We start from the raw sequence: 17,930 nt of genomic DNA on the forward strand, positions 1-17,930 counted from the left end.
TGCCCGCCGGTAAACACATTTCAAGGAGATGCGGATGAAACAGTTTTTGATTGCCCCCTCAATTCTGTCGGCCGATTTTGCCCGCCTGGGTGAAGACACTGCCAAAGCTCTCGCGGCTGGCGCGGATGTCGTCCATTTCGACGTTATGGATAACCACTACGTTCCCAACCTGACCATCGGTCCGATGGTGCTTAAAGCGCTGCGTAATTACGGGATCACCGCCCCCATTGACGTGCATCTGATGGTGAAACCGGTTGACCGCATCGTGCCTGATTTCGCCGCGGCGGGTGCCAGCATCATCACTTTCCACCCGGAAGCCTCCGAGCATGTTGACCGTACTCTACAGCTGATCAAAGAGAACGGCTGTAAGGCAGGGCTGGTCTTTAACCCGGCGACCCCGCTGAGCTATCTCGACTACGTGATGGACAAGCTGGACGTGATCCTGCTGATGTCCGTCAACCCGGGCTTTGGTGGCCAGTCGTTTATCCCACAGACCCTCGACAAACTGCGTGAAGTGCGCCGCCGTATCGATGAGTCTGGCTATGATATTCGCCTGGAAGTGGACGGCGGTGTGAAGGTCAATAACATCGGTGAGATTGCGGCGGCAGGGGCGGATATGTTCGTCGCAGGCTCCGCCATCTTCGATCAACCAGATTACAAAAAAGTCATTGATGAAATGCGCCGTGAACTGGCGAAGGTAAATCATGGATAAATTGCAGGCTATTCGGGGTGTAGCATTTGACCTCGACGGCACGCTGGTCGACAGCGCGCCAGGATTAACCCGCGCCGTCGATCAGGCGCTGTATGCCCTTGAACTCCCCGTTGCGGGCGAAGAGCGCGTCGTGACGTGGATTGGTAACGGTGCGGACGTGCTGATGGAACGCGCGCTGACCTGGGCTCGTCAGGAGCGCGCCTCGCAGCGTTCCGCACAAGGGAAACCGAGTGTTGACCACGCGGATATTCCCAAGGATGAGCAGCAGCGTATTTTGCGCAAACTGTTCGACCGTTTCTATGAAGAGACCGTCGAAGAGGGCAGCTTCCTGTTCCCGGATGTCGCTGAAACGCTGGGCGCGCTCCATGCAAAAGGCATCCCGCTGGGGCTGGTGACTAACAAGCCGACACCGTTCGTTGCGCCTCTGCTTGAAGCGCTGGATATCGCGAAATACTTCTCCGTGATTGTGGGCGGCGATGATGTGCAGAATAAAAAGCCGCATCCGGAACCGCTATTGCTGGTGGCAGGAAAATTATCCTTAGCGCCTGCGGAGCTGCTCTTTGTCGGGGATTCCCGCAATGATATTCTGGCTGCCAGAGCGGCAGGTTGCCCGTCTGTTGGGCTGACCTACGGCTACAACTACGGTGAGGCCATTACGCTGAGTGAGCCGGACGTTGTGTTCGACCACTTCAAAGATTTGTTGCCCGCACTCGGGCTCTCGCACAGTGAACATCAGGAATTGAATAATGACTAAGCCCATCGTTTTTAGTGGCGCACAGCCTTCAGGTGAACTGACCATTGGTAACTACATGGGTGCGTTACGTCAGTGGGTGAGCATGCAGGACGATTACCACTGCATTTATTGCATCGTGGATTTGCATGCTATCACCGCGCGTCAGGATCCCGAGAAGCTGCGCAAAGCGACGCTCGATACGCTGGCGCTGTATCTGGCCTGCGGTATCGATCCCGAGAAGAGCACCATTTTCGTTCAGTCTCACGTGCCAGAGCACGCGCAGCTGGGCTGGGCGCTGAACTGCTACACCTATTTCGGTGAGCTGAGCCGCATGACCCAGTTCAAGGATAAGTCTGCCCGCTACTCTGAAAACATCAACGCCGGTCTGTTTGACTATCCGGTGCTGATGGCGGCCGACATTCTGCTGTACCAGACCAACCAGGTGCCGGTGGGTGAAGACCAGAAGCAGCATCTGGAGCTGAGCCGCGATATCGCCCAGCGCTTTAACGCGCTTTACGGTGACGTGTTTAAAGTGCCTGAGCCGTTTATTCCGAAATCCGGTGCGCGCGTGATGTCGCTGCTGGAGCCGACCAAGAAAATGTCCAAGTCCGACGATAACCGCAACAACGTTATCGGCCTGCTGGAAGATCCGAAATCAGTGGTGAAAAAGCTCAAGCGTGCGGTGACCGACTCCGACGAGCCGCCAGTGGTGCGCTACGACGTGCAGAACAAAGCGGGCGTGTCTAACCTGCTGGACATCCTCTCCGGTGTGACCGGACAAAGCATCCCTGAACTGGAAAAACACTTCGAAGGCAAGATGTACGGCCACCTGAAGGGTGAAGTGGCAGACGCCGTTTCCGGTATGCTGACCGAGTTGCAGGAGCGCTATCACCGTTACCGTAACGACGAAGCTTTCCTGCAAAAAGTGATGAAAGAGGGCGCGGAAAAAGCCAGCGCGCGCGCCTCCGAAACCCTGAAAGCGGTGTACGACGCGATTGGGTTTGTGGGTAAACCTTAAGCCGCTTTGCCGGGTAAGGCGGAGCCGCCACCCGATAAAAACTGACGAAACAAAAAAACCGGGAAATCCCCGGTTTTTTTTACGCCTGAAAAACGCTTACTGCTGTGCCGCCGGGCCGCAACCGCCGATGATCTTCGAAATGGAGATCGCCGGGTGCAGGAGGTAATCATAGCTGCAATTATTTTTAGTATTTTGCACGTGACCGGTGCAGGCCGTCAGCGTTGATAACATGCCGACCAGAACGGCAGCTTTTGCCAGTTTGAACATACGCATTCCTTGTCAAAAATTGAAAATTGGATGTAACACGAGGGAATAAATGGAAAAGTTCCATTATGCGGACGGTATGTTATCGACTGAGGTAAGAAGGGAGTAGTCCGCTTAAAGACTACTCCCGGGAGAGAGTTTATGCGTTAGTGGCTGGAGAACCAGTTCAGTTTTTCGCGCAGGGCTACCACGCGACCCACCACGATCAGCGCCGGGCTTTCAACCTGCTGTGCCAGCTCGCCAAGCTGCGTCAGTACGCCATCGACTACTCGCTGGGTAATGGCAGTGCCGTTTTCCACCAGCGCGACCGGCATATCTGCTTCCATGCCATGCTCCAGCAGTTTCGCCTGAATCGTGGCAGCCTGGTTTAGCCCCATGTAGAAGACCAGCGTCTGCTTTTCAGCGGCCAGATTATGCCAGTCCAGCTCGCTACCGGTTTTCAGGTGGCCCGTCACCAGGCGCACGCTCTGGGCGTAGTCGCGATGGGTTAACGGAATGCCGGAATAGGCAGAACAGCCGGATGCCGCGGTAATGCCCGGCACCACGGAGAACGGAATACCCGCGTTGCACAGGGTTTCCAGCTCCTCGCCGCCGCGACCAAAGATAAACGGATCGCCGCCTTTCAGACGCACCACGCGCTTACCTTTTTGCGCTTCCCGCAGCAGGATCTGGTTGATCTCCTCCTGCGGTACGCAGTGATAACCCGCCCGTTTGCCGACGAACACGCGGTCAGCATCGCGGCGCACCAGATTCATGATGTCATCTGAGACCAGACGGTCATACACCACGATGTCCGCCTGCTGGATCTGCTGAAGCCCTTTCAGCGTCAGCAGGCCCGCATCGCCGGGACCTGCGCCTACCAGTACCACTTCACCGCGATGATCCAGCGGTTCAGAGAGGAGTTGCTCGGTCGTCTCTTCAACCGCTTTCGCATCCTGATTCGCCAGCGACTGCGCCAGCCTGTCGTTAACAAAGAACTTCTCCCAGAAACGACGGCGTTCGCCCACGGTCGAGAAGGTTTGCTTCACGCGGGAACGAAGCTGCCCGGCGTAATGGGCAATCTGACCAAGATGCTGTGGCAGCACGGCTTCCAGTTTCTCCCGCAGGAGACGGGCAAGAACGGGCGAGCGGCCACCGGATGACACCGCAATCATCAGCGGTGAACGGTCGATAATCGACGGCATGATAAAGCTCGCCTCTTTCGGCGCATCCACCACGTTACAGAAGATGCGGCGCGCTTCGCAGGCGTCGCTGACGCGCTGGTTAACGTCATCGTTATCCGTTGCGGCGATGGTCAGCCAGCAGGTATCCAGCAGGGATTCATCAAATTCACCCTGTACCTGCGTGAGCATCCCTTCCTGCGCCCAGACGTCAAACTGTGGGGCGAAGGTGAGGGCGTTGACGGTCAGTCGGGCGCCCGCCTCTAACAGCAGGCGCGCTTTGCGTTCAGCCACATCGCCGCCGCCCACGAGCAGGCAGTCGCGGTTGCGTAATTGACAAAAAATCGGCAGGTGATCCACGACGTTACCTCACAGCATTCATGGCGGGGGAAGAATTGACGTCAGGATAACAGCAGGAATCGTACAGAACATACGGTTTTTCCTGCCGTTACCCATAAGGGGTCATAAGCCTTTCCTATTGAAAAGGCGAGGGGTTACGCTTTCAGCTGCACCTCGCCGTCCTTCACGCGGACGTCGTAGTGTTTGACCGAGACGCTTTCATCTTCCATGCAGCGTCCGTCGGTTAAGCGGAAGCGCTGCTTTTTCAGCGGGCTGGCAACCCACAGTTCGCCCTGGTGCTCCGCAATCAGACCGCGGGAGAGCACGCTGGCCTCGAAGAACGGGTCGATATTGCTGATGGCAAAGACCTGTTCATCGTGGCGCGGGCGGAAAATCGCCACCTGCTCGTTACCCAGCAGAGCACAGACGCCGGTTGCTGGCAGAATGTCATTAATATTGCAGATATTTACCCACTGGCTCATGCGTTTTCCTCCACCAGCATCACCGGAATACGTTCATACGGGGTCGCTGGACGATGCTGTTCGCGCTCCGGCACCACCTGCACGTTCGGGTCGCGCTGGGTGCTGTTGATAAAGTGTTTGAAGCGAGTCTGCGCCGCTGGCGTGTTCACGGTTTCGGTCCACTCGCAGATCACCGCCTCGCGCAGGCGAGCCATTTCGGATTCCAGCTGTTCATTCAGACCCAGCTTGTCGTCGATAATGACCGACTTCAGGTAGTCGATGCCGCCTTCAAGGTTATCCAGCCAGGACGCGGTACGGGTCAGCTTATCGGCGGTACGAATGTAGAACATCATGAAGCGGTCGAGGTATTTGATCAGCGTATCGTGATCGAGATCGGCGGCCAGCAGGTCTGCATGGCGAGGTTTCATCCCGCCGTTACCGCACACGTACAGGTTCCAGCCTTTCTCGGTGGCAATGATACCCACGTCTTTGCCCTGCGCTTCCGCACATTCACGGGTACAGCCTGAGACGCCGAACTTCATTTTGTGCGGCGTACGGATGCCTTTGTAGCGGTTTTCCAGCTCTACGCCGAAGCCCACGCTGTCGCCTACGCCGTAGCGGCACCAGGTGCTGCCCACGCAGGTTTTCGCCATACGCAGCGCTTTGGCGTACGCGTGACCGGTTTCGAAGCCCGCTTCAATCAGCTGACGCCAGATTTCCGGCAGGTCATCTTTCTGCGCACCAAACAGGCCGATACGCTGGGAGCCGGTGATTTTGGTGTACAGGTTAAACTCACGGGCGATACGGCCTACGGCGACCAGCCCTTCCGGGGTAATTTCCCCCCCGGCAGAACGCGGGATCACCGAGTAAGTCCCGTCTTTCTGAATATTGGCCAGGAAGTTATCGTTGGTGTCCTGAAGCGGCGTGTGTTCTGGCTTGAGCACATATTCGTTCCAGCAGGACGCCAGCAGGGAACCGACCGTCGGTTTACAGACTTCACAGCCGTAGCCCTGGCCATGTTTCTCCAGCAGTTCGTCGAAGGACTTAATGCCTTCCACGCGAATCAGGTGATACAGCTCCTGGCGAGAGTAAGCGAAGTGCTCGCACAGGTTATTGTTCACTTCGATGCCCTGTTTCGCCAGTTCAGCGTTCAGCACCTGAGTCACCAGCGGAATGCAGCCGCCACAGCCGGTCCCGGCTTTGGTTTCCGCCTTCAGTGCCGCAACGGTGTGACAGCCTTTGTTGATGGCGGAGATCAGCATGCCTTTGGTCACGTCGAAGCAGGAGCAAATCTGTGCGCTGTCCGGCAGTTTATCCACGCCGATGGACGGTTTACCGCTGGAGGCGTGCGCTGGCAGGATCAGCGCGTCCGGGTTCTCCGGCAGCTCAATGGCGTTCAGCACCAGCTGGAGCAGGTTACCAAAGTCGCTGGTATCGCCCACCAGCACCGCCCCGAGCAGGGTTTTGTTGTCCTGGCTGACGATAAGACGTTTGTAGACTTCTTTGCTTTCGTCCAGATAAACATAGCTGCGGGAGTTCGGGGTGCGGCCATGCGCATCGCCAATACCGCCCACGTCCACACCCAGCAGCTTCAGCTTGGCGCTCATGTCTGCGCCGGTGAAGGCGTTTTCGCTGCCGAGGATATGGTCAACGGCGACCTGCGCCATTTTGTATCCTGGTGCAACCAGACCGTATACGCGGTTGTTCCAGCTGGCGCATTCGCCGATGGCGTAGATATCCGGATCGGAGGTCTGGCAGGTGTCGTTAATCATGATCCCGCCGCGCTGCGCAACGGCCAGTCCGCACTGGGTGGCCAGCTTGTCGCGCGGGCGAATGCCGGTGGAGAAGACGATGAAGTCCACTTCCAGCTCGCTGCCGTCGGCAAAGCGCATGGTTTTACGCGCTTCGGTACCTTCCTGCACGATCTCTTTGGTGTTCTTGCTGGTGTGAACCTTCACGCCCATGCTTTCGATTTTACGGCGAAGCTGGTCGCCACCCATGTGGTCCAGCTGTTCAGCCATCAGCATCGGGGCAAATTCGATGACGTGGGTTTCAACGCCGAGGTTTTTCAGCGCGCCTGCCGCTTCCAGACCCAGCAGACCACCGCCGACAACCGCACCGCGTTTGCTTCGACGTGCGCAGGATTCAATGGCGTTAAGGTCTTCAATGGTACGGTAAACGAAGCAATCCTGGGTTTCCGAACCTTTAATAGGCGGGATCCACGGGTACGAGCCAGTCGCCATAATCAGCTTGTCGTAAAAAACCGTACGTCCGGCGCTGGAGTGGATCACTTTCTCCTGACGGTTGATGGTGATAGCGCGTTCGCCCACCAGCACTTTCACGCCATGCTTCTCGTAGAATCCTTCACGCACCAGAGAGAGCTCTTCGGCGGTGTGGTGGGAGAAGTAGGAAGACAGGTGCACACGGTCGTACGCCTTGCGGGGTTCTTCACAGAACACGGTAATATCGAACTGGTTAGCATCGGCTTTATCGAGAAGATCCTCAATAAAGCGGTGGCCGACCATGCCGTTACCGATGATAGCGAGTCTGACTTTGCTCATTTTTGCCTCGATTTCTTTTCTATTACTGCCTACCTTAACGATTCAGCAGGGGCACTTATTGATGCAAATCAAATACGCCTTCACCTACCCCTTAGGGGGTATATCTATGATTTGTCAGGATTTTTATAAGTGGCGGATATTGTTCGATTTTTGTGCTTGCTTGTTTTTTGCGCAATTTTTTGTGGGGTTTTTGCGAATCGACGGGCAGGGCGGATGAGCGGGGTATAAACCCCTTTGTACCAGACAAAGGGGTTACGGCGATTAGTGGGTAGCCGTTGCCGGGTTGTGCTGACGGTGACGGGTGACAAAGCCCAGCACGAAGCACATGATGAACACCACGGCGTACAGACCGTTAGCGGTATGCAGCGCGGCCAGTGGGCCGCTGTGCGCAACAATCGGGCCGGTGACCACGAAGGTCAGCATGGTACCGATGGTGCCGCAGGTCAGCACGAAGTTCACCAGCTTTGGCGAGGCCACTTTGGTCTGGAGAGAGCCAAGGGTGATGATTGAGGTATAGATCGCGCTGGAGAAGAAGCCCAGGGTCAAAATGAACCACGGCATATGTTCCGGGGAACCGTTGATGAACAGATACATCAGTACGGTTGCCAGACCCGCCAGGACGGTCAGAATACGTTGCAGGTCGAAGAAGCGCAGGATAAAGCTAAACGCCCACATGCCGAACATGTAAGACATCCAGAAATCGCTCACCAGTTTACCCGCGTCGTTCAGGCTCATGCCCAGACCTTTTGCGTATTCCGGCACCCAGGAGATAAAGCCCAGCTGGCCGAGGATGTAACACAGCGCGGCGATGGAGAGGAACAGCACGCCGATACCCCATTTTTCTTTCGCGACCGGCTCGGACGTAGTCTGCGCTTTTTTGCCGAGCACCGGGAATTCACAGCCGAAGGTCAGAATGAAGATCGCGACATAAACCAGACCAATGCAGGCATACACCCAGTACCACTCAATGCTGCGCGCCAGAAGATACGCGGCGACCATCGGGAAAATCATCCCGGCCATGCTGAAGAAGGAGTCGGTGAACAGCAGACGCGCGCCGCGCTGGCGGCCTTCATACATATGGGTGATCAGGAACGTACCGATCGACATGGTGATCCCGCTCACCAGGCCCAGCACGAACATAGCGGCAGAGAAGAGGGCGATGCTGTGGCTCAGCATCAGGCCCGCCACGGCGGCGATCATCAGCACGAAGCCGAAGCGTAGCTGGGTTTTCAGCGGTACGATTTCCATCAGCCAGGCATTCAGGAAAATAGAGATCAGGATCCCCGCGTTCAGGAAGGTGAAGGTGTTACTCATGCTGGAAACGGGAAGCTGGAAATACTCTGCGATATTTCCCATCACCATCCCGGTGACGATCACCAACGCGCCGGTCAGGGCGTAAGAGAAGAAGCTGATCCATGTGAGCTTAATGCGATTGCTGTTAGTCATGTCTGGCCTGTTAAAAGTAAAGAAAAACGCAATGACTGCGTTTGAGCGGGCAGATTTTAGTCGCGAAAGTGATCTAATTAAATCTTTTCGGAAACTTTTGAGCGCAATTGCAGGTTTTAACGTGATGTAGATCACATTACGTTGCGGCGTGAACAATCGTTTGCGCGGTAATAATTGTTTCAATTTGGTAAAATTAGGTAAAAGACTGGTCTGGGTTCATACTGCTCTTTAGAATCAAGCCATTCGCTTTTTATACTGCGCTTTGTTAAGGAATTCTCATGCTCAAATCAACACTGGCGGCTGTCGCAGCTGTGTTTGCTCTTTCTGCCGTTTCCCCTGCTGCGCTGGCAGCCAAAGGAGACCCCCACGTCCTGCTGACTACCTCTGCGGGGAATATTGAGCTGGAGCTGGATAGCCAGAAAGCCCCTGTTTCGGTGAAAAACTTCCTCGACTACGTGAACAGTGGTTTTTATAACAACACCACGTTCCACCGCGTGATCCCGGGCTTTATGATTCAGGGTGGCGGTTTTAACGAGCAGATGCAGCAGAAACAGCCTAACCCGCCAATCAAAAACGAAGCGGATAACGGCCTGCTGAACAAGCGCGGCACCATCTCCATGGCGCGTACGGCGGATAAAGACAGCGCCACCAGCCAGTTCTTCCTCAACGTGGCTGATAACGCCTTCCTGGACCATGGCCAGCGCGACTTTGGCTACGCGGTGTTCGGCAAAGTGGTGAAAGGTATGGACGTGGCGGATAAGATCTCTCAGGTTCAGACGCACGATGTCGGTCCATACCAGAATGTGCCGTCTAAGCCAGTGGTCATTCTCTCTGCGAAAGTGCTGCCGTAATCGTTCCCTCACACGGGCATATCTTGCCCGTGTCTTTCCGCCCTCCCGGCGAAAGCGCGTTTTGCTGCTTATACTTGTGGCAAACGGACTATTCAGGGAGGCGTTAAGTGAAAAAACTCACCGACAAGCAAAAATCCCGTCTCTGGGAACAACAACGTAACGTCAATTTTCAGGCCAGTTGCCTCCTTGAAAAAGGCAAGGGTCCCGCTAAACCCGACATCGAGACGCTGGAACTGGGGCCTTCGGCACCGGGTTTACCCCATCTGTGCCTTATTCACCGCCATTTATTCCGCAACGAAATGAAAGGGGCTGGCGAGCTGCGCACCGCCGATATTTCCAAAGGTGATATTCCTTTTTGCCATTTCGAGTACATCGAGAAGGTGGGAAATGAGCTGATGGCTGCGCTGGAAAGTGATAAATATCTGGTTGGCCTTGAGAAAGAGGAATTCACAGACAGAATCAGTCATTACTACTGTGAAATCAATATGCTACATCCGTTTATGAGCGGTAATGGCGTGGCCCAACGGATTTTCTTTGAACAACTGGCAATCCATGCGGGGTACGTGCTGAACTGGCAGGGTATCGATCCGGACGGCTGGGCGTCCGCCAACCAGAGCGGGGCGATGGGAGATTTGACCGCCCTGAACGCCATCTTTGCCAAAGTGGTGAGCGAAGCGCGGGAATCTGCGTAAAATAGGGCGGCCATTTTTTCAGGAGCCGCCATGATTCTGCTGATTGATAACTACGATTCCTTTACCTGGAACCTTTACCAGTATTTTTGTGAGCTGGGGGCAGAGGTGGTTGTCCGCCGTAACGATGAAATCGCGCTGGCTGACATTGACGCGCTGGCACCCCAGAAGATCGTGATTTCGCCGGGGCCGTGTACCCCGTCGGAGTCCGGTATCTCGCTGGAGGCGATCCGCCACTACGCGGGCAGGGTGCCGATTCTGGGCGTCTGCCTGGGCCATCAGGCGATTGCGCAGGTCTTTGGCGCGACCATTGTCCGTGCCGCGAAAGTCATGCACGGCAAAACCTCACCGGTCACGCACACCGGTACGGGCGTGTTCTCGGGGCTGAATAACCCGTTAACCGTGACGCGCTACCATTCGCTGGTGATTGATCCGCCGACCCTGCCGTCATGCTTTGAGGTTACCGCCTGGAGCGAGTCGCAGGAGATCATGGGCATTCGCCACCGCGAGTACGATCTGGAAGGCGTGCAGTTCCACCCGGAAAGCATTCTCAGCGAACAGGGGCACGCGCTGCTGGCCAATTTCCTTAATCGCTGAATATCTGTTGCCTTGTTGTGATTTTTTATGCATATTTTGTGATTATATTTTCACAATAACTGTGACATAAAAATGGATGGTCATGACATGGCAACTGAACAACCAGCAATTACCCGCGCGACATTCGATGAAGTGATCCTGCCGATTTATGCACCGGCTGAGTTTATCCCGGTGAAGGGGAGAGGCAGCCGCGTCTGGGATCAGCAGGGCAACGAGTATGTTGATTTCGCGGGCGGTATTGCGGTGACGGCGCTGGGCCATTGCCATCCTGCGCTGGTGGACGCGCTGAAAACGCAGGGCGAAACCCTGTGGCACACCAGCAACGTGTTCACCAACGAACCGGCGCTGCGTCTGGGGCGTAAGATCATCGATGCCACCTTCGCCGAACGCGTGCTGTTTATGAACTCCGGCACCGAAGCCAACGAAACCGCCTTTAAGCTGGCGCGTTACTACGCAACCACGCGTCATAGCCCGTACAAAACCAAAATCATCGCGTTCCATAACGCCTTCCACGGTCGCTCCTTCTTTACCGTTTCCGTTGGCGGCCAGCCGAAGTATTCCGACGGCTTTGGTCCGAAACCTGCGGATATCATCCACGTGCCGTTTAACGATCTGCATGCCGTGAAAGCGGTGATGGACGACCACACCTGCGCGGTAGTGGTGGAGCCGATTCAGGGCGAAGGCGGCGTCACGGCGGCCACCCCGGAATTTCTGCAAGGGCTGCGCGAACTGTGCGACGAGCACCAGGCGCTGCTGGTGTTTGATGAAGTGCAGTGTGGGATGGGGCGTACCGGGGATCTGTTCGCTTATATGCACTACGGCGTCACGCCGGATATTCTGACCAGCGCGAAAGCGCTCGGCGGCGGTTTCCCGGTCAGCGCGGTGCTCACCACCCAGGATATCGCTTCCGCATTCCACGTTGGCTCACACGGCTCCACCTACGGCGGTAATCCGCTGGCGTGCGCCGTGGCGGGTGCGGCGTTCGACATCATTAATACGCCGGACGTTCTGAAGGGCGTGAATGCGAAACGCGACCTGTTTGTGAAACATCTTCAGCATATTGACGAGCAGTTTGATGTCTTCAGTGAGATCCGCGGGATGGGGCTGCTGATCGGCGCTGAACTGAAGCCGCAGTACAAAGGCCGCGCACGCGATTTTCTGCACGCTGCCGCACATGAAGGGGTTATGGTGTTGAATGCCGGGCCGGACGTGATGCGTTTTGCACCGTCGCTGGTGGTGGAAGACAAAGACATCGAAGACGGGTTAACCCGTTTTGCCGCGGCGGTCGCGAAGATCGTCAGCGGCTAATACGCGGTGCGTTTTAACCGGCGCGTTAACCAAATCCCATGATGCGGGCGCTGACGCCATGCCACCGATGAAATGGTGTGCATGGTGTTCAGATGCCCCAGCACGCGCTGTAAATGCTGCTCCAGGGTGCTCATCGGCCCGTGGGTCAGCGTCTCCGGCGCTTCCAGAATGTTCGAATCCCCCGACTCGCCCGGCGCGTCATACTCCAGACGCTGCTGACAGCGCTGCAACGCAATTTCACACGACTGCAAATAGCGCTGCGCCAGATCCGGCGTCAGCATCGTATGCTCGCGCGCCAGCGTGGTCATGGCGTTAATATGCTCGACGATGAACTGGCTGTGCGTGACCCACAGTTTCATATCCGCCAGGTAGTGCGCGTTAAAGCCCGGCTCCTGCATGGCCTGGTTAAGGGAGTTGAACAGGGCGTTATGCGCCTGGTTGACCTTCATGCGCTCGTAGGCCAGCGGAGAGGGCTGCGGGTCATCGCTCAGGATAAGACGAATGGCCTGCTGGTCGGCTTCCAGCGCATCGTGGGCGTTCTGCCTCAGCAACCCGCTTTGCCACTGGGGCCACAGCCAGACCATGCCGCCAAAGGCGATCAGGCAGCCAATCAGCGTATCGACCAGCCGGGCAATAATAAACTGTTCCCCGTTAAGCGTGAGCAGTTGCAGGGTATATACCGCCGTCACCGTAAAGCCCACCATCGCCCAGCCGTAGTTTTTGCGGATGATCAGGTAACTCACCAGCGTGATCGCCAGCATACCGGCCAGGGTATAGCCCTCCGGCACATGGAAGTGCAGCGTCACGCCCGCGATAATCAGCCCCGCCATCGTCCCGCCCGCCCGATGCAGAATACGCACCCGCGTGGCGCCATAGCCGTTCTGGGTAACAAACAGCACGGTCATTAAGATCCAGTAGGGTTTCGGCAGGTGCAGGGCCATTCCCATCAGGCTGGCGATGCTCAGCATCACACTGATCCGCGCGGCGTTGCGCAGGGCGGAAGACTTCAGTGAAAGATAGCTTTTGAGGGCGGGCAGCAGCGGCAGCCGTTTTTGCTTATCGGCCATCAGGTCCCTGGCATAAAGCGGGCGCTGGGTGCGCAACACCCGGGCGATGCGGCTGAAATGCCAGGCGGCAAACTGCCCGACCGGGTTATCCGCGTGCTGACGCGCAATCTTTTCCAGCGCGCCGAGCTGTTTGTCCATGTTAAAGCGCGTCGGGTAGCGGTGATAGAGGATATCGTCAGCCAGCACCCGCAGGCGCGCCGCGACGGTCTGCGCGTTCCAGCGGATCACCGCTTCCGCATGGCTGCGCTCCACCAGCTTTTGCACCTCTTCCGGATTATGAAGGCTGACGGATATATGCTCCTGCAAATCCAGCCCGACCTGGAAGGTACGCAGCAGCCGCTTGTATTCATGATTTTTGTTGGCGGCAAGCATGTGCAACTGCTGATAGCACTGGCTAATGAGATCCACCACTTTTTGCTGACGCGCCAGCAGCGGCGGCAGGGATTTTTCCGGGTCGGTATGTTGAGTGAGCAGGGTGTATTTTGCTTCGCAATATTCAGCAAGCTGCACGTAGAGCAGGCTCAGGGATTCGCGCAGCGGCTGTTCCCGCCACAGCCAGAACCAGAACCAGTTAAACAGCCCGTACCACAGCGTGCCGAGGGCGTAGATCAGCAATGGCTCCCACACCGGCATATTGCCCGCAAGGCTTAAGGTGAAGATGGCGGCAATCAGCGACGCGGGAAGCAGGCGGGCGTGCAGCGAGCTGATTTCCGCCGTGACGCCGAGCGTCATCGCCAGCACGGTCAGGATCAGCGGCAGCGGGATATCACGAGCCAGCAAAAGCTGTACGGCGAGGCTACAGCCCGCAAACAGGCAGCCGCCGATAATCAGACGTTTAAAAAAGCGTTTATGCGGCGTATCCAGACCGGCAATGTTGCAGCAGGCGGGGACGAGGGAAAACAGCAGGCCTTGCTGAAGATGTCCGAGGATCAGGCCCACGGCCACGGGAAGACACAACACCAGCGTTTGTCGCAGTGCGTAGTTAACTTCCGGATGATAGATCAGCCTGCGCCACATGGGGAGTAGAGACAAAAACGGCGTGCCACCCTGCGGCGGCACGCCGTTTGACCGCAATTAACGGGTTCCGTAAACCACGATAGTTTTACCGTGGGCAGAGATCAGGTTCTGATCTTCCAGCATCTTCAGGATACGGCCCACTGTTTCACGGGAGCAGCCGACGATCTGACCGATTTCCTGGCGGGTAATTTTAATTTGCATGCCGTCAGGGTGGGTCATGGCGTCTGGCTGTTTCGCCAGGTTCAACAGCGTCTGCGCGATACGACCGGTCACGTCCAGGAAGGCGAGGTTACCCACCTTCTCAGAGGTCACTTGCAGACGGCGTGCCATCTGGGAAGAAAGACGCATCAGGATGTCAGGGTTGACCTGAATCAGCTGACGGAATTTCTTGTAAGAAATTTCAGCCACTTCACATGCTGTTTTTGCACGAACCCAGGCGCTACGTTCCTGGCCTTCTTCAAACAGGCCCAGTTCACCGATAAAATCGCCCTGGTTCAGATAAGAAAGGATCATCTCTTTCCCTTCTTCATCTTTGATCAGCACGGCCACCGAGCCTTTAACGATGTAATACAACGTTTCCGCCTTTTCACCCTGGTGAATCAGCGTGCTCTTTGATGGGTACTTATGAATGTGGCAATGAGACAAGAACCATTCGAGAGTCGGGTCTGTTTGCGGTTTGCCAAGCACCATGCGCTGTTATCCTCTGTTATAAGCTGTCACCAGAGTCATAAGATGCATCCGGACTCTGGGGTTGCAATCGAATTCTTACCCATACCTGGGAAGTCGGCTGTCGTAACGTTTCGCAGCCAGTAAAGTTTGATGTCCTCTGCATACATGTGTAACGTCAATGTATTACTGTAGCATCCAGAGTGTTTTAGCATAGCTTTCGCCGCGTGTCTCCTGGTGTCTCGCTTCAGCATGACGCAGGTCGCCTTCCGTTGCGAGAAATGTAACGTACACGTAATCTGTCATAAAAAATGCAACGTTGGAGTGAGTGAATATGCAAGCGCGTGTGAAATGGGTAGAAGGGTTAACGTTCCTGGGCGAGTCTGCTTCCGGGCACCAGGTTTTGATGGATGGCAACTCCGGCGATAAAGCGCCAAGCCCAATGGAAATGGTGCTGATGGCGGCGGGCGGATGCAGCGCGATCGACGTGGTGTCGATCCTGCAAAAAGGCCGTCATGACGTGACCGATTGTGAAGTGAAGCTGACGTCGGAACGTCGCGAAGAGGCGCCACGCCTGTTTACCCATATCAATCTGCACTTTATCGTCACCGGCAAAGCGCTGAAGGACGCGGCGGTGTCACGCGCGGTAGATCTCTCTGCGGAGAAGTACTGCTCTGTGGCGTTGATGCTGGAGAAAGCGGTAAACATCACCCATTCGTATGAAGTGATCGAGGCGTAATCTTTTGGCGGGTGGCGCTTCGCTGACCCGCCCTACAACTGCACGCCCGTAGGCCGGATAAGCGAAGCGCCATCCGGCAACAGGCGTCACGCGATCTGCTTTCCTTCCATCAGCCGCTGCACCAGCGGTGTCATGATCAGCTCCATCGCCAGCCCCATTTTTCCGCCCGGCACCACTAACGTATTCATGTGCGAAATAAACGAACCCTGTAGCATCGCCAGCAGCCAGGGGTAATCAATGCCTTCCAGGTTGCGGAAGTGGATCACCACAAAGCTCTCGTCCAGCGACGGGATGCTTTTTGCGGCGAACGGGTTGGAGGTGTCCACGGTGGGGACGCGCTGGAAGTTAATGTGGGTGCGGGAGAACTGTGGCGTCAGGAAGTTGATGTAGTCTTCCATGGAGCGTACCACCGAGTCCATGACCGCCTCGCGCGAATGGCCGCGCTCGCTCATGTCACGCGTCAGCTTCTGGATCCACTCAAGGTTAACGATCGGCACCACCCCCACCAGCAAATCCACATGGCGCGCCACGTCGTGCTGAGGCGTCACCACGCCGCCGTGCAATCCTTCGTAAAACAGCACGTCAGTCGGTTCCGGCAGCGGTTGCCAGGGCGTGAATGTGCCGGGAACCTGGTTCCAGGGCACGGCTTCATCGTAGGTGTGTAAATACTTGCGGGACTGCCCGGTGCCGCTCTGCCCGTATTCGCGGAAGGTTTGCTCCAGCAGGCCGAAGTCATTCGCCTCCGGGCCGAAGTAGCTGATGTGTTTACCCAGATCGCGCGCCTTGCGGATGGCCATATCCATCTCCGGGCGCGTGTAGCGGTGAAAGCTGTCGCCCTCTACCTCTGCCGCCCGTAAGTTAAGCTGGGCGAAGATCTTGCGGAAGGCGAGGCTGGTGGTAGTGGTACCCGCCCCACTCGAACCCGTAACGGCAATAACCGGATGTCTGGCAGACATAGCAACTCCCTGACTGGAAAAGTGTAAAGATCAGCCATGAAACGCGTTGCGGGGCATGATATTGACCGTCTCATGCAGTTCGGACCATACCAGCACCACGTCGCCGCTTTTAAGCTGGCGCTTAACATCGTTGACCTTTTGTTCAAGCGAACGTTCATGTTCACCATAATCGGTGCCTTCGCGCAAGACAAAGCTTTCAATCAGATTATCGAGCGTTTCGGGAGAGAGATCCTGCCAGGGAATAATCATTTTTTACCGTCCAGATAAGCCGTTAACCAGTCGGGAATACGCGTCTCAAGCCACATTTTTGGCCGACGCAGCGTGCCGCCAACAAAGCCGACGTGTCCGCCGAACTGGGTGAGCTGATACTCCACGTTGGCTGGCAGATGTTCGGGCGCGGGGATCGAGTGATGATCCATAAACGGGTCATCTTTGGCGTGGATAATCAGCGTAGGTTTCGTGATTTGATTCAGTAAAGGCATGGCGCTGCACTGACGGTAATAGTCAATCGCATCGGCAAAGCCGTGAATTTTCGAGGTGATCAAATCATCAAACTCGCGCAGGCGCTTCACGCGTTTGAGCTGTTGCAGCGTCACAGGCAGCGTATCGGGATAGGCCTTCAGCTTGCGCGCGGCGTTGGCTTTCAGCAGGTTGAGCAGGTAACGCTGGTAGACCCGCGAAAACCCCTTTTCCATATGATAGCTGCACTGCTCCAGCATAAACGGCGCAGAGACGATCACCGCCGCCTCCAGCGGTACGGCGTCGCTCTCCTTCGCCAGCAGGCAGGCCAGCATATTGCCGCCCAGCGAATACCCCACCGCTGCCGTTGGCACCTCGCCAAAACGGTCTCTCAGCCAGCGCAGGAACCAGGTGCCGTCCTCGGTTTCACCCGAGTGATAAATGCGTTTCTGACGATTAGGTTCGCCGCTGCACCCGCGAAAATGCATCACCACCCCAAGCCAGCCGCGGGCTTTCGCCGCCTCGATGAGACCGTGTGCGTAAGGGCTGTGCAGGCTGCCTTCCAGACCGTGAAAGACCACCAGACGGGGTTTATGTCTGGCCCGATCCGGATCTTCGCTCCAGGCGAGATCCAAAAAGTCACCATCCGGCAAATCCAGGCGTTGCCAGTGTGGGGTGAACTGTAACTTGCGGCGGATCAGGCGCGGCAGCATGGTTTGCAGGTGAGGGTTAGCCACACCGCGCATGGGCACGAACTCTGCGCTCTCTTCGGCTGCAATGTCGAAGTCTGAGGGAATGATTTGGGTCATAAGGGCGATGCTGATTCTTGTCAGAAATTAACTATACCTTCCGAATTGTACCCCGTTTAGCCCGTTTTTCCGAAACAT

The 17,930-nt window shown here is 56.3% G+C and carries 18 protein-coding genes; 8 read left to right on the top strand and 10 right to left on the bottom strand.

The genetic code is table 11. The features are described 5' to 3' along the window. The first annotated feature begins 34 nt into the window (after window positions 1-34). Genes rpe through trpS form a run of 3 tightly spaced genes read left to right on the top strand, consistent with a single transcriptional unit; the run spans window position 35 to window position 2,463 of the window. Entirely contained in the window at window positions 35-712 is a 678-nt protein-coding gene (gene rpe, locus BH712_RS19515; RefSeq protein ID WP_032674083.1) for a ribulose-phosphate 3-epimerase, read from the top strand. After that, complete coding sequence (gene gph / locus BH712_RS19520) at window positions 705-1,466, top strand: phosphoglycolate phosphatase (RefSeq protein WP_006812225.1); 762 nt, start codon at window positions 705-707, stop codon at window positions 1,464-1,466. The genes rpe and gph overlap by 8 nt, the downstream gene beginning before the upstream one ends. Then, entirely contained in the window at window positions 1,459-2,463 is a 1,005-nt protein-coding gene (gene trpS / locus BH712_RS19525) for a tryptophan--tRNA ligase (protein ID WP_006812224.1), read from the top strand. Before gph ends, trpS begins: the two co-directional genes overlap by 8 nt. A 96-nt stretch (window positions 2,464-2,559) precedes the next feature. On the opposite strand, the gene BH712_RS19530 is transcribed toward trpS, so the two are convergent. The 5 genes from BH712_RS19530 to tsgA all read right to left on the bottom strand — a co-directional run bounded on the left by BH712_RS19530 (window position 2,560) and on the right by tsgA (window position 8,694). After that, window positions 2,560-2,730, bottom strand: coding sequence for a YhfL family protein (locus BH712_RS19530; protein WP_020884583.1), 171 nt, complete (start codon window positions 2,728-2,730; stop codon window positions 2,560-2,562). Between the two features lie 143 nt (window positions 2,731-2,873). Continuing rightward, window positions 2,874-4,247: a siroheme synthase CysG gene (gene cysG, locus BH712_RS19535; RefSeq protein WP_006812222.1), complete on the bottom strand. Its 1,374-nt coding sequence runs from the start codon at window positions 4,245-4,247 to the stop codon at window positions 2,874-2,876. A gap of 134 nt (window positions 4,248-4,381) precedes the next feature. Then, window positions 4,382-4,708 (bottom strand): nitrite reductase small subunit NirD, encoded by a 327-nt coding sequence (gene nirD / locus BH712_RS19540; protein WP_006812221.1) that lies wholly within the window; start codon window positions 4,706-4,708, stop codon window positions 4,382-4,384. Continuing rightward, entirely contained in the window at window positions 4,705-7,248 is a 2,544-nt protein-coding gene (gene nirB / locus BH712_RS19545) for a nitrite reductase large subunit NirB (RefSeq protein WP_006812220.1), read from the bottom strand. Before nirB ends, nirD begins: the two co-directional genes overlap by 4 nt. Before the next feature lie 261 nt (window positions 7,249-7,509). After that, window positions 7,510-8,694 carry an MFS transporter TsgA gene (gene tsgA / locus BH712_RS19550; protein ID WP_006812219.1) on the bottom strand — a complete coding sequence of 395 codons (1,185 nt, stop codon included), beginning with the start codon at window positions 8,692-8,694 and terminating at the stop codon, window positions 7,510-7,512. A gap of 278 nt (window positions 8,695-8,972) precedes the next feature. Between tsgA and ppiA the strand changes: the two genes are divergently transcribed. The 4 genes from ppiA (at window position 8,973) to argD (ending at window position 12,139) form a co-directional block, all read left to right on the top strand. Continuing rightward, window positions 8,973-9,545 (top strand): peptidylprolyl isomerase A, encoded by a 573-nt coding sequence (ppiA, locus tag BH712_RS19555; RefSeq protein WP_000920483.1) that lies wholly within the window; start codon window positions 8,973-8,975, stop codon window positions 9,543-9,545. A 107-nt stretch (window positions 9,546-9,652) separates the two neighbouring features. Then, window positions 9,653-10,237 carry a putative adenosine monophosphate-protein transferase Fic gene (locus BH712_RS19560; RefSeq protein ID WP_006812217.1) on the top strand — a complete coding sequence of 195 codons (585 nt, stop codon included), beginning with the start codon at window positions 9,653-9,655 and terminating at the stop codon, window positions 10,235-10,237. Between the two features lie 30 nt (window positions 10,238-10,267). Then, window positions 10,268-10,831, top strand: a complete 564-nt coding sequence (gene pabA, locus BH712_RS19565; RefSeq protein WP_006812216.1) for an aminodeoxychorismate synthase component 2 — start codon at window positions 10,268-10,270, stop codon at window positions 10,829-10,831. An 87-nt stretch (window positions 10,832-10,918) separates the two neighbouring features. Then, on the top strand, window positions 10,919-12,139 hold the full coding sequence (gene argD, locus BH712_RS19570) for a bifunctional acetylornithine/succinyldiaminopimelate transaminase (RefSeq protein WP_174269506.1): 1,221 nt from the start codon (window positions 10,919-10,921) through the stop codon (window positions 12,137-12,139). On the opposite strand, the gene BH712_RS19575 is transcribed toward argD, so the two are convergent. Both BH712_RS19575 and crp read right to left on the bottom strand, forming a co-directional pair. Further along, complete coding sequence (locus BH712_RS19575; RefSeq protein ID WP_006812214.1) at window positions 12,136-14,223, bottom strand: YccS/YhfK family putative transporter; 2,088 nt, start codon at window positions 14,221-14,223, stop codon at window positions 12,136-12,138. The two genes, argD and BH712_RS19575, sit on opposite strands and share 4 nt — an antisense overlap. Before the next feature lie 57 nt (window positions 14,224-14,280). Continuing rightward, a complete protein-coding gene (crp, locus tag BH712_RS19580) occupies window positions 14,281-14,913 on the bottom strand; it encodes a cAMP-activated global transcriptional regulator CRP (protein ID WP_000242758.1) in 633 nt (210 codons plus the stop codon). Window positions 14,914-15,223: 310 nt separating this feature from the next. Here crp and BH712_RS19590 point away from each other — a divergent pair, with 310 nt between their 5' ends. Beyond that, entirely contained in the window at window positions 15,224-15,628 is a 405-nt protein-coding gene (locus BH712_RS19590; RefSeq protein WP_006812213.1) for an OsmC family protein, read from the top strand. Window positions 15,629-15,714: 86 nt separating this feature from the next. Here the strand turns inward: BH712_RS19590 and BH712_RS19595 are convergent, their stop codons facing one another. From BH712_RS19595 to BH712_RS19605, 3 genes are read right to left on the bottom strand one after another with little or no spacing between them, the layout of a single operon-like run. Next, window positions 15,715-16,584: a phosphoribulokinase gene (locus BH712_RS19595; RefSeq protein ID WP_003861663.1), complete on the bottom strand. Its 870-nt coding sequence runs from the start codon at window positions 16,582-16,584 to the stop codon at window positions 15,715-15,717. A gap of 30 nt (window positions 16,585-16,614) precedes the next feature. Next, the gene (locus tag BH712_RS19600; protein WP_003861664.1) at window positions 16,615-16,833 is read right to left on the bottom strand and encodes a YheU family protein; all 219 of its coding nucleotides are present in this window, start codon (window positions 16,831-16,833) and stop codon (window positions 16,615-16,617) included. Continuing rightward, entirely contained in the window at window positions 16,830-17,852 is a 1,023-nt protein-coding gene (locus tag BH712_RS19605) for a hydrolase (RefSeq protein WP_006812212.1), read from the bottom strand. Before BH712_RS19605 ends, BH712_RS19600 begins: the two co-directional genes overlap by 4 nt. Window positions 17,853-17,930: the final 78 nt, after the last annotated feature.

Source organism: Enterobacter hormaechei ATCC 49162, assembly GCF_001875655.1.
Taxonomy (GTDB): domain Bacteria; phylum Pseudomonadota; class Gammaproteobacteria; order Enterobacterales; family Enterobacteriaceae; genus Enterobacter; species Enterobacter hormaechei.

Excerpts from the sequence above, each read along its gene's own strand:
- rpe (WP_032674083.1), top strand. The coding sequence starts at position 35 with ATGAAACAGTTTTTGATTGCCCCCTCAATTCTGTCGGCCGATTTTGCC.
- gph (WP_006812225.1), top strand. The coding sequence starts at position 705 with ATGGATAAATTGCAGGCTATTCGGGGTGTAGCATTTGACCTCGACGGC.
- trpS (WP_006812224.1), top strand. The coding sequence starts at position 1,459 with ATGACTAAGCCCATCGTTTTTAGTGGCGCACAGCCTTCAGGTGAACTG.
- BH712_RS19530 (WP_020884583.1), bottom strand. The coding sequence starts at position 2,730 with ATGTTCAAACTGGCAAAAGCTGCCGTTCTGGTCGGCATGTTATCAACG.
- nirD (WP_006812221.1), bottom strand. The coding sequence starts at position 4,708 with ATGAGCCAGTGGGTAAATATCTGCAATATTAATGACATTCTGCCAGCA.
- nirB (WP_006812220.1), bottom strand. The coding sequence starts at position 7,248 with ATGAGCAAAGTCAGACTCGCTATCATCGGTAACGGCATGGTCGGCCAC.
- tsgA (WP_006812219.1), bottom strand. The coding sequence starts at position 8,694 with ATGACTAACAGCAATCGCATTAAGCTCACATGGATCAGCTTCTTCTCT.
- ppiA (WP_000920483.1), top strand. The coding sequence starts at position 8,973 with ATGCTCAAATCAACACTGGCGGCTGTCGCAGCTGTGTTTGCTCTTTCT.
- pabA (WP_006812216.1), top strand. The coding sequence starts at position 10,268 with ATGATTCTGCTGATTGATAACTACGATTCCTTTACCTGGAACCTTTAC.
- argD (WP_174269506.1), top strand. The coding sequence starts at position 10,919 with ATGGCAACTGAACAACCAGCAATTACCCGCGCGACATTCGATGAAGTG.
- BH712_RS19575 (WP_006812214.1), bottom strand. The coding sequence starts at position 14,223 with ATGTGGCGCAGGCTGATCTATCATCCGGAAGTTAACTACGCACTGCGA.
- crp (WP_000242758.1), bottom strand. The coding sequence starts at position 14,913 with ATGGTGCTTGGCAAACCGCAAACAGACCCGACTCTCGAATGGTTCTTG.
- BH712_RS19590 (WP_006812213.1), top strand. The coding sequence starts at position 15,224 with ATGCAAGCGCGTGTGAAATGGGTAGAAGGGTTAACGTTCCTGGGCGAG.
- BH712_RS19595 (WP_003861663.1), bottom strand. The coding sequence starts at position 16,584 with ATGTCTGCCAGACATCCGGTTATTGCCGTTACGGGTTCGAGTGGGGCG.
- BH712_RS19600 (WP_003861664.1), bottom strand. The coding sequence starts at position 16,833 with ATGATTATTCCCTGGCAGGATCTCTCTCCCGAAACGCTCGATAATCTG.
- BH712_RS19605 (WP_006812212.1), bottom strand. The coding sequence starts at position 17,852 with ATGACCCAAATCATTCCCTCAGACTTCGACATTGCAGCCGAAGAGAGC.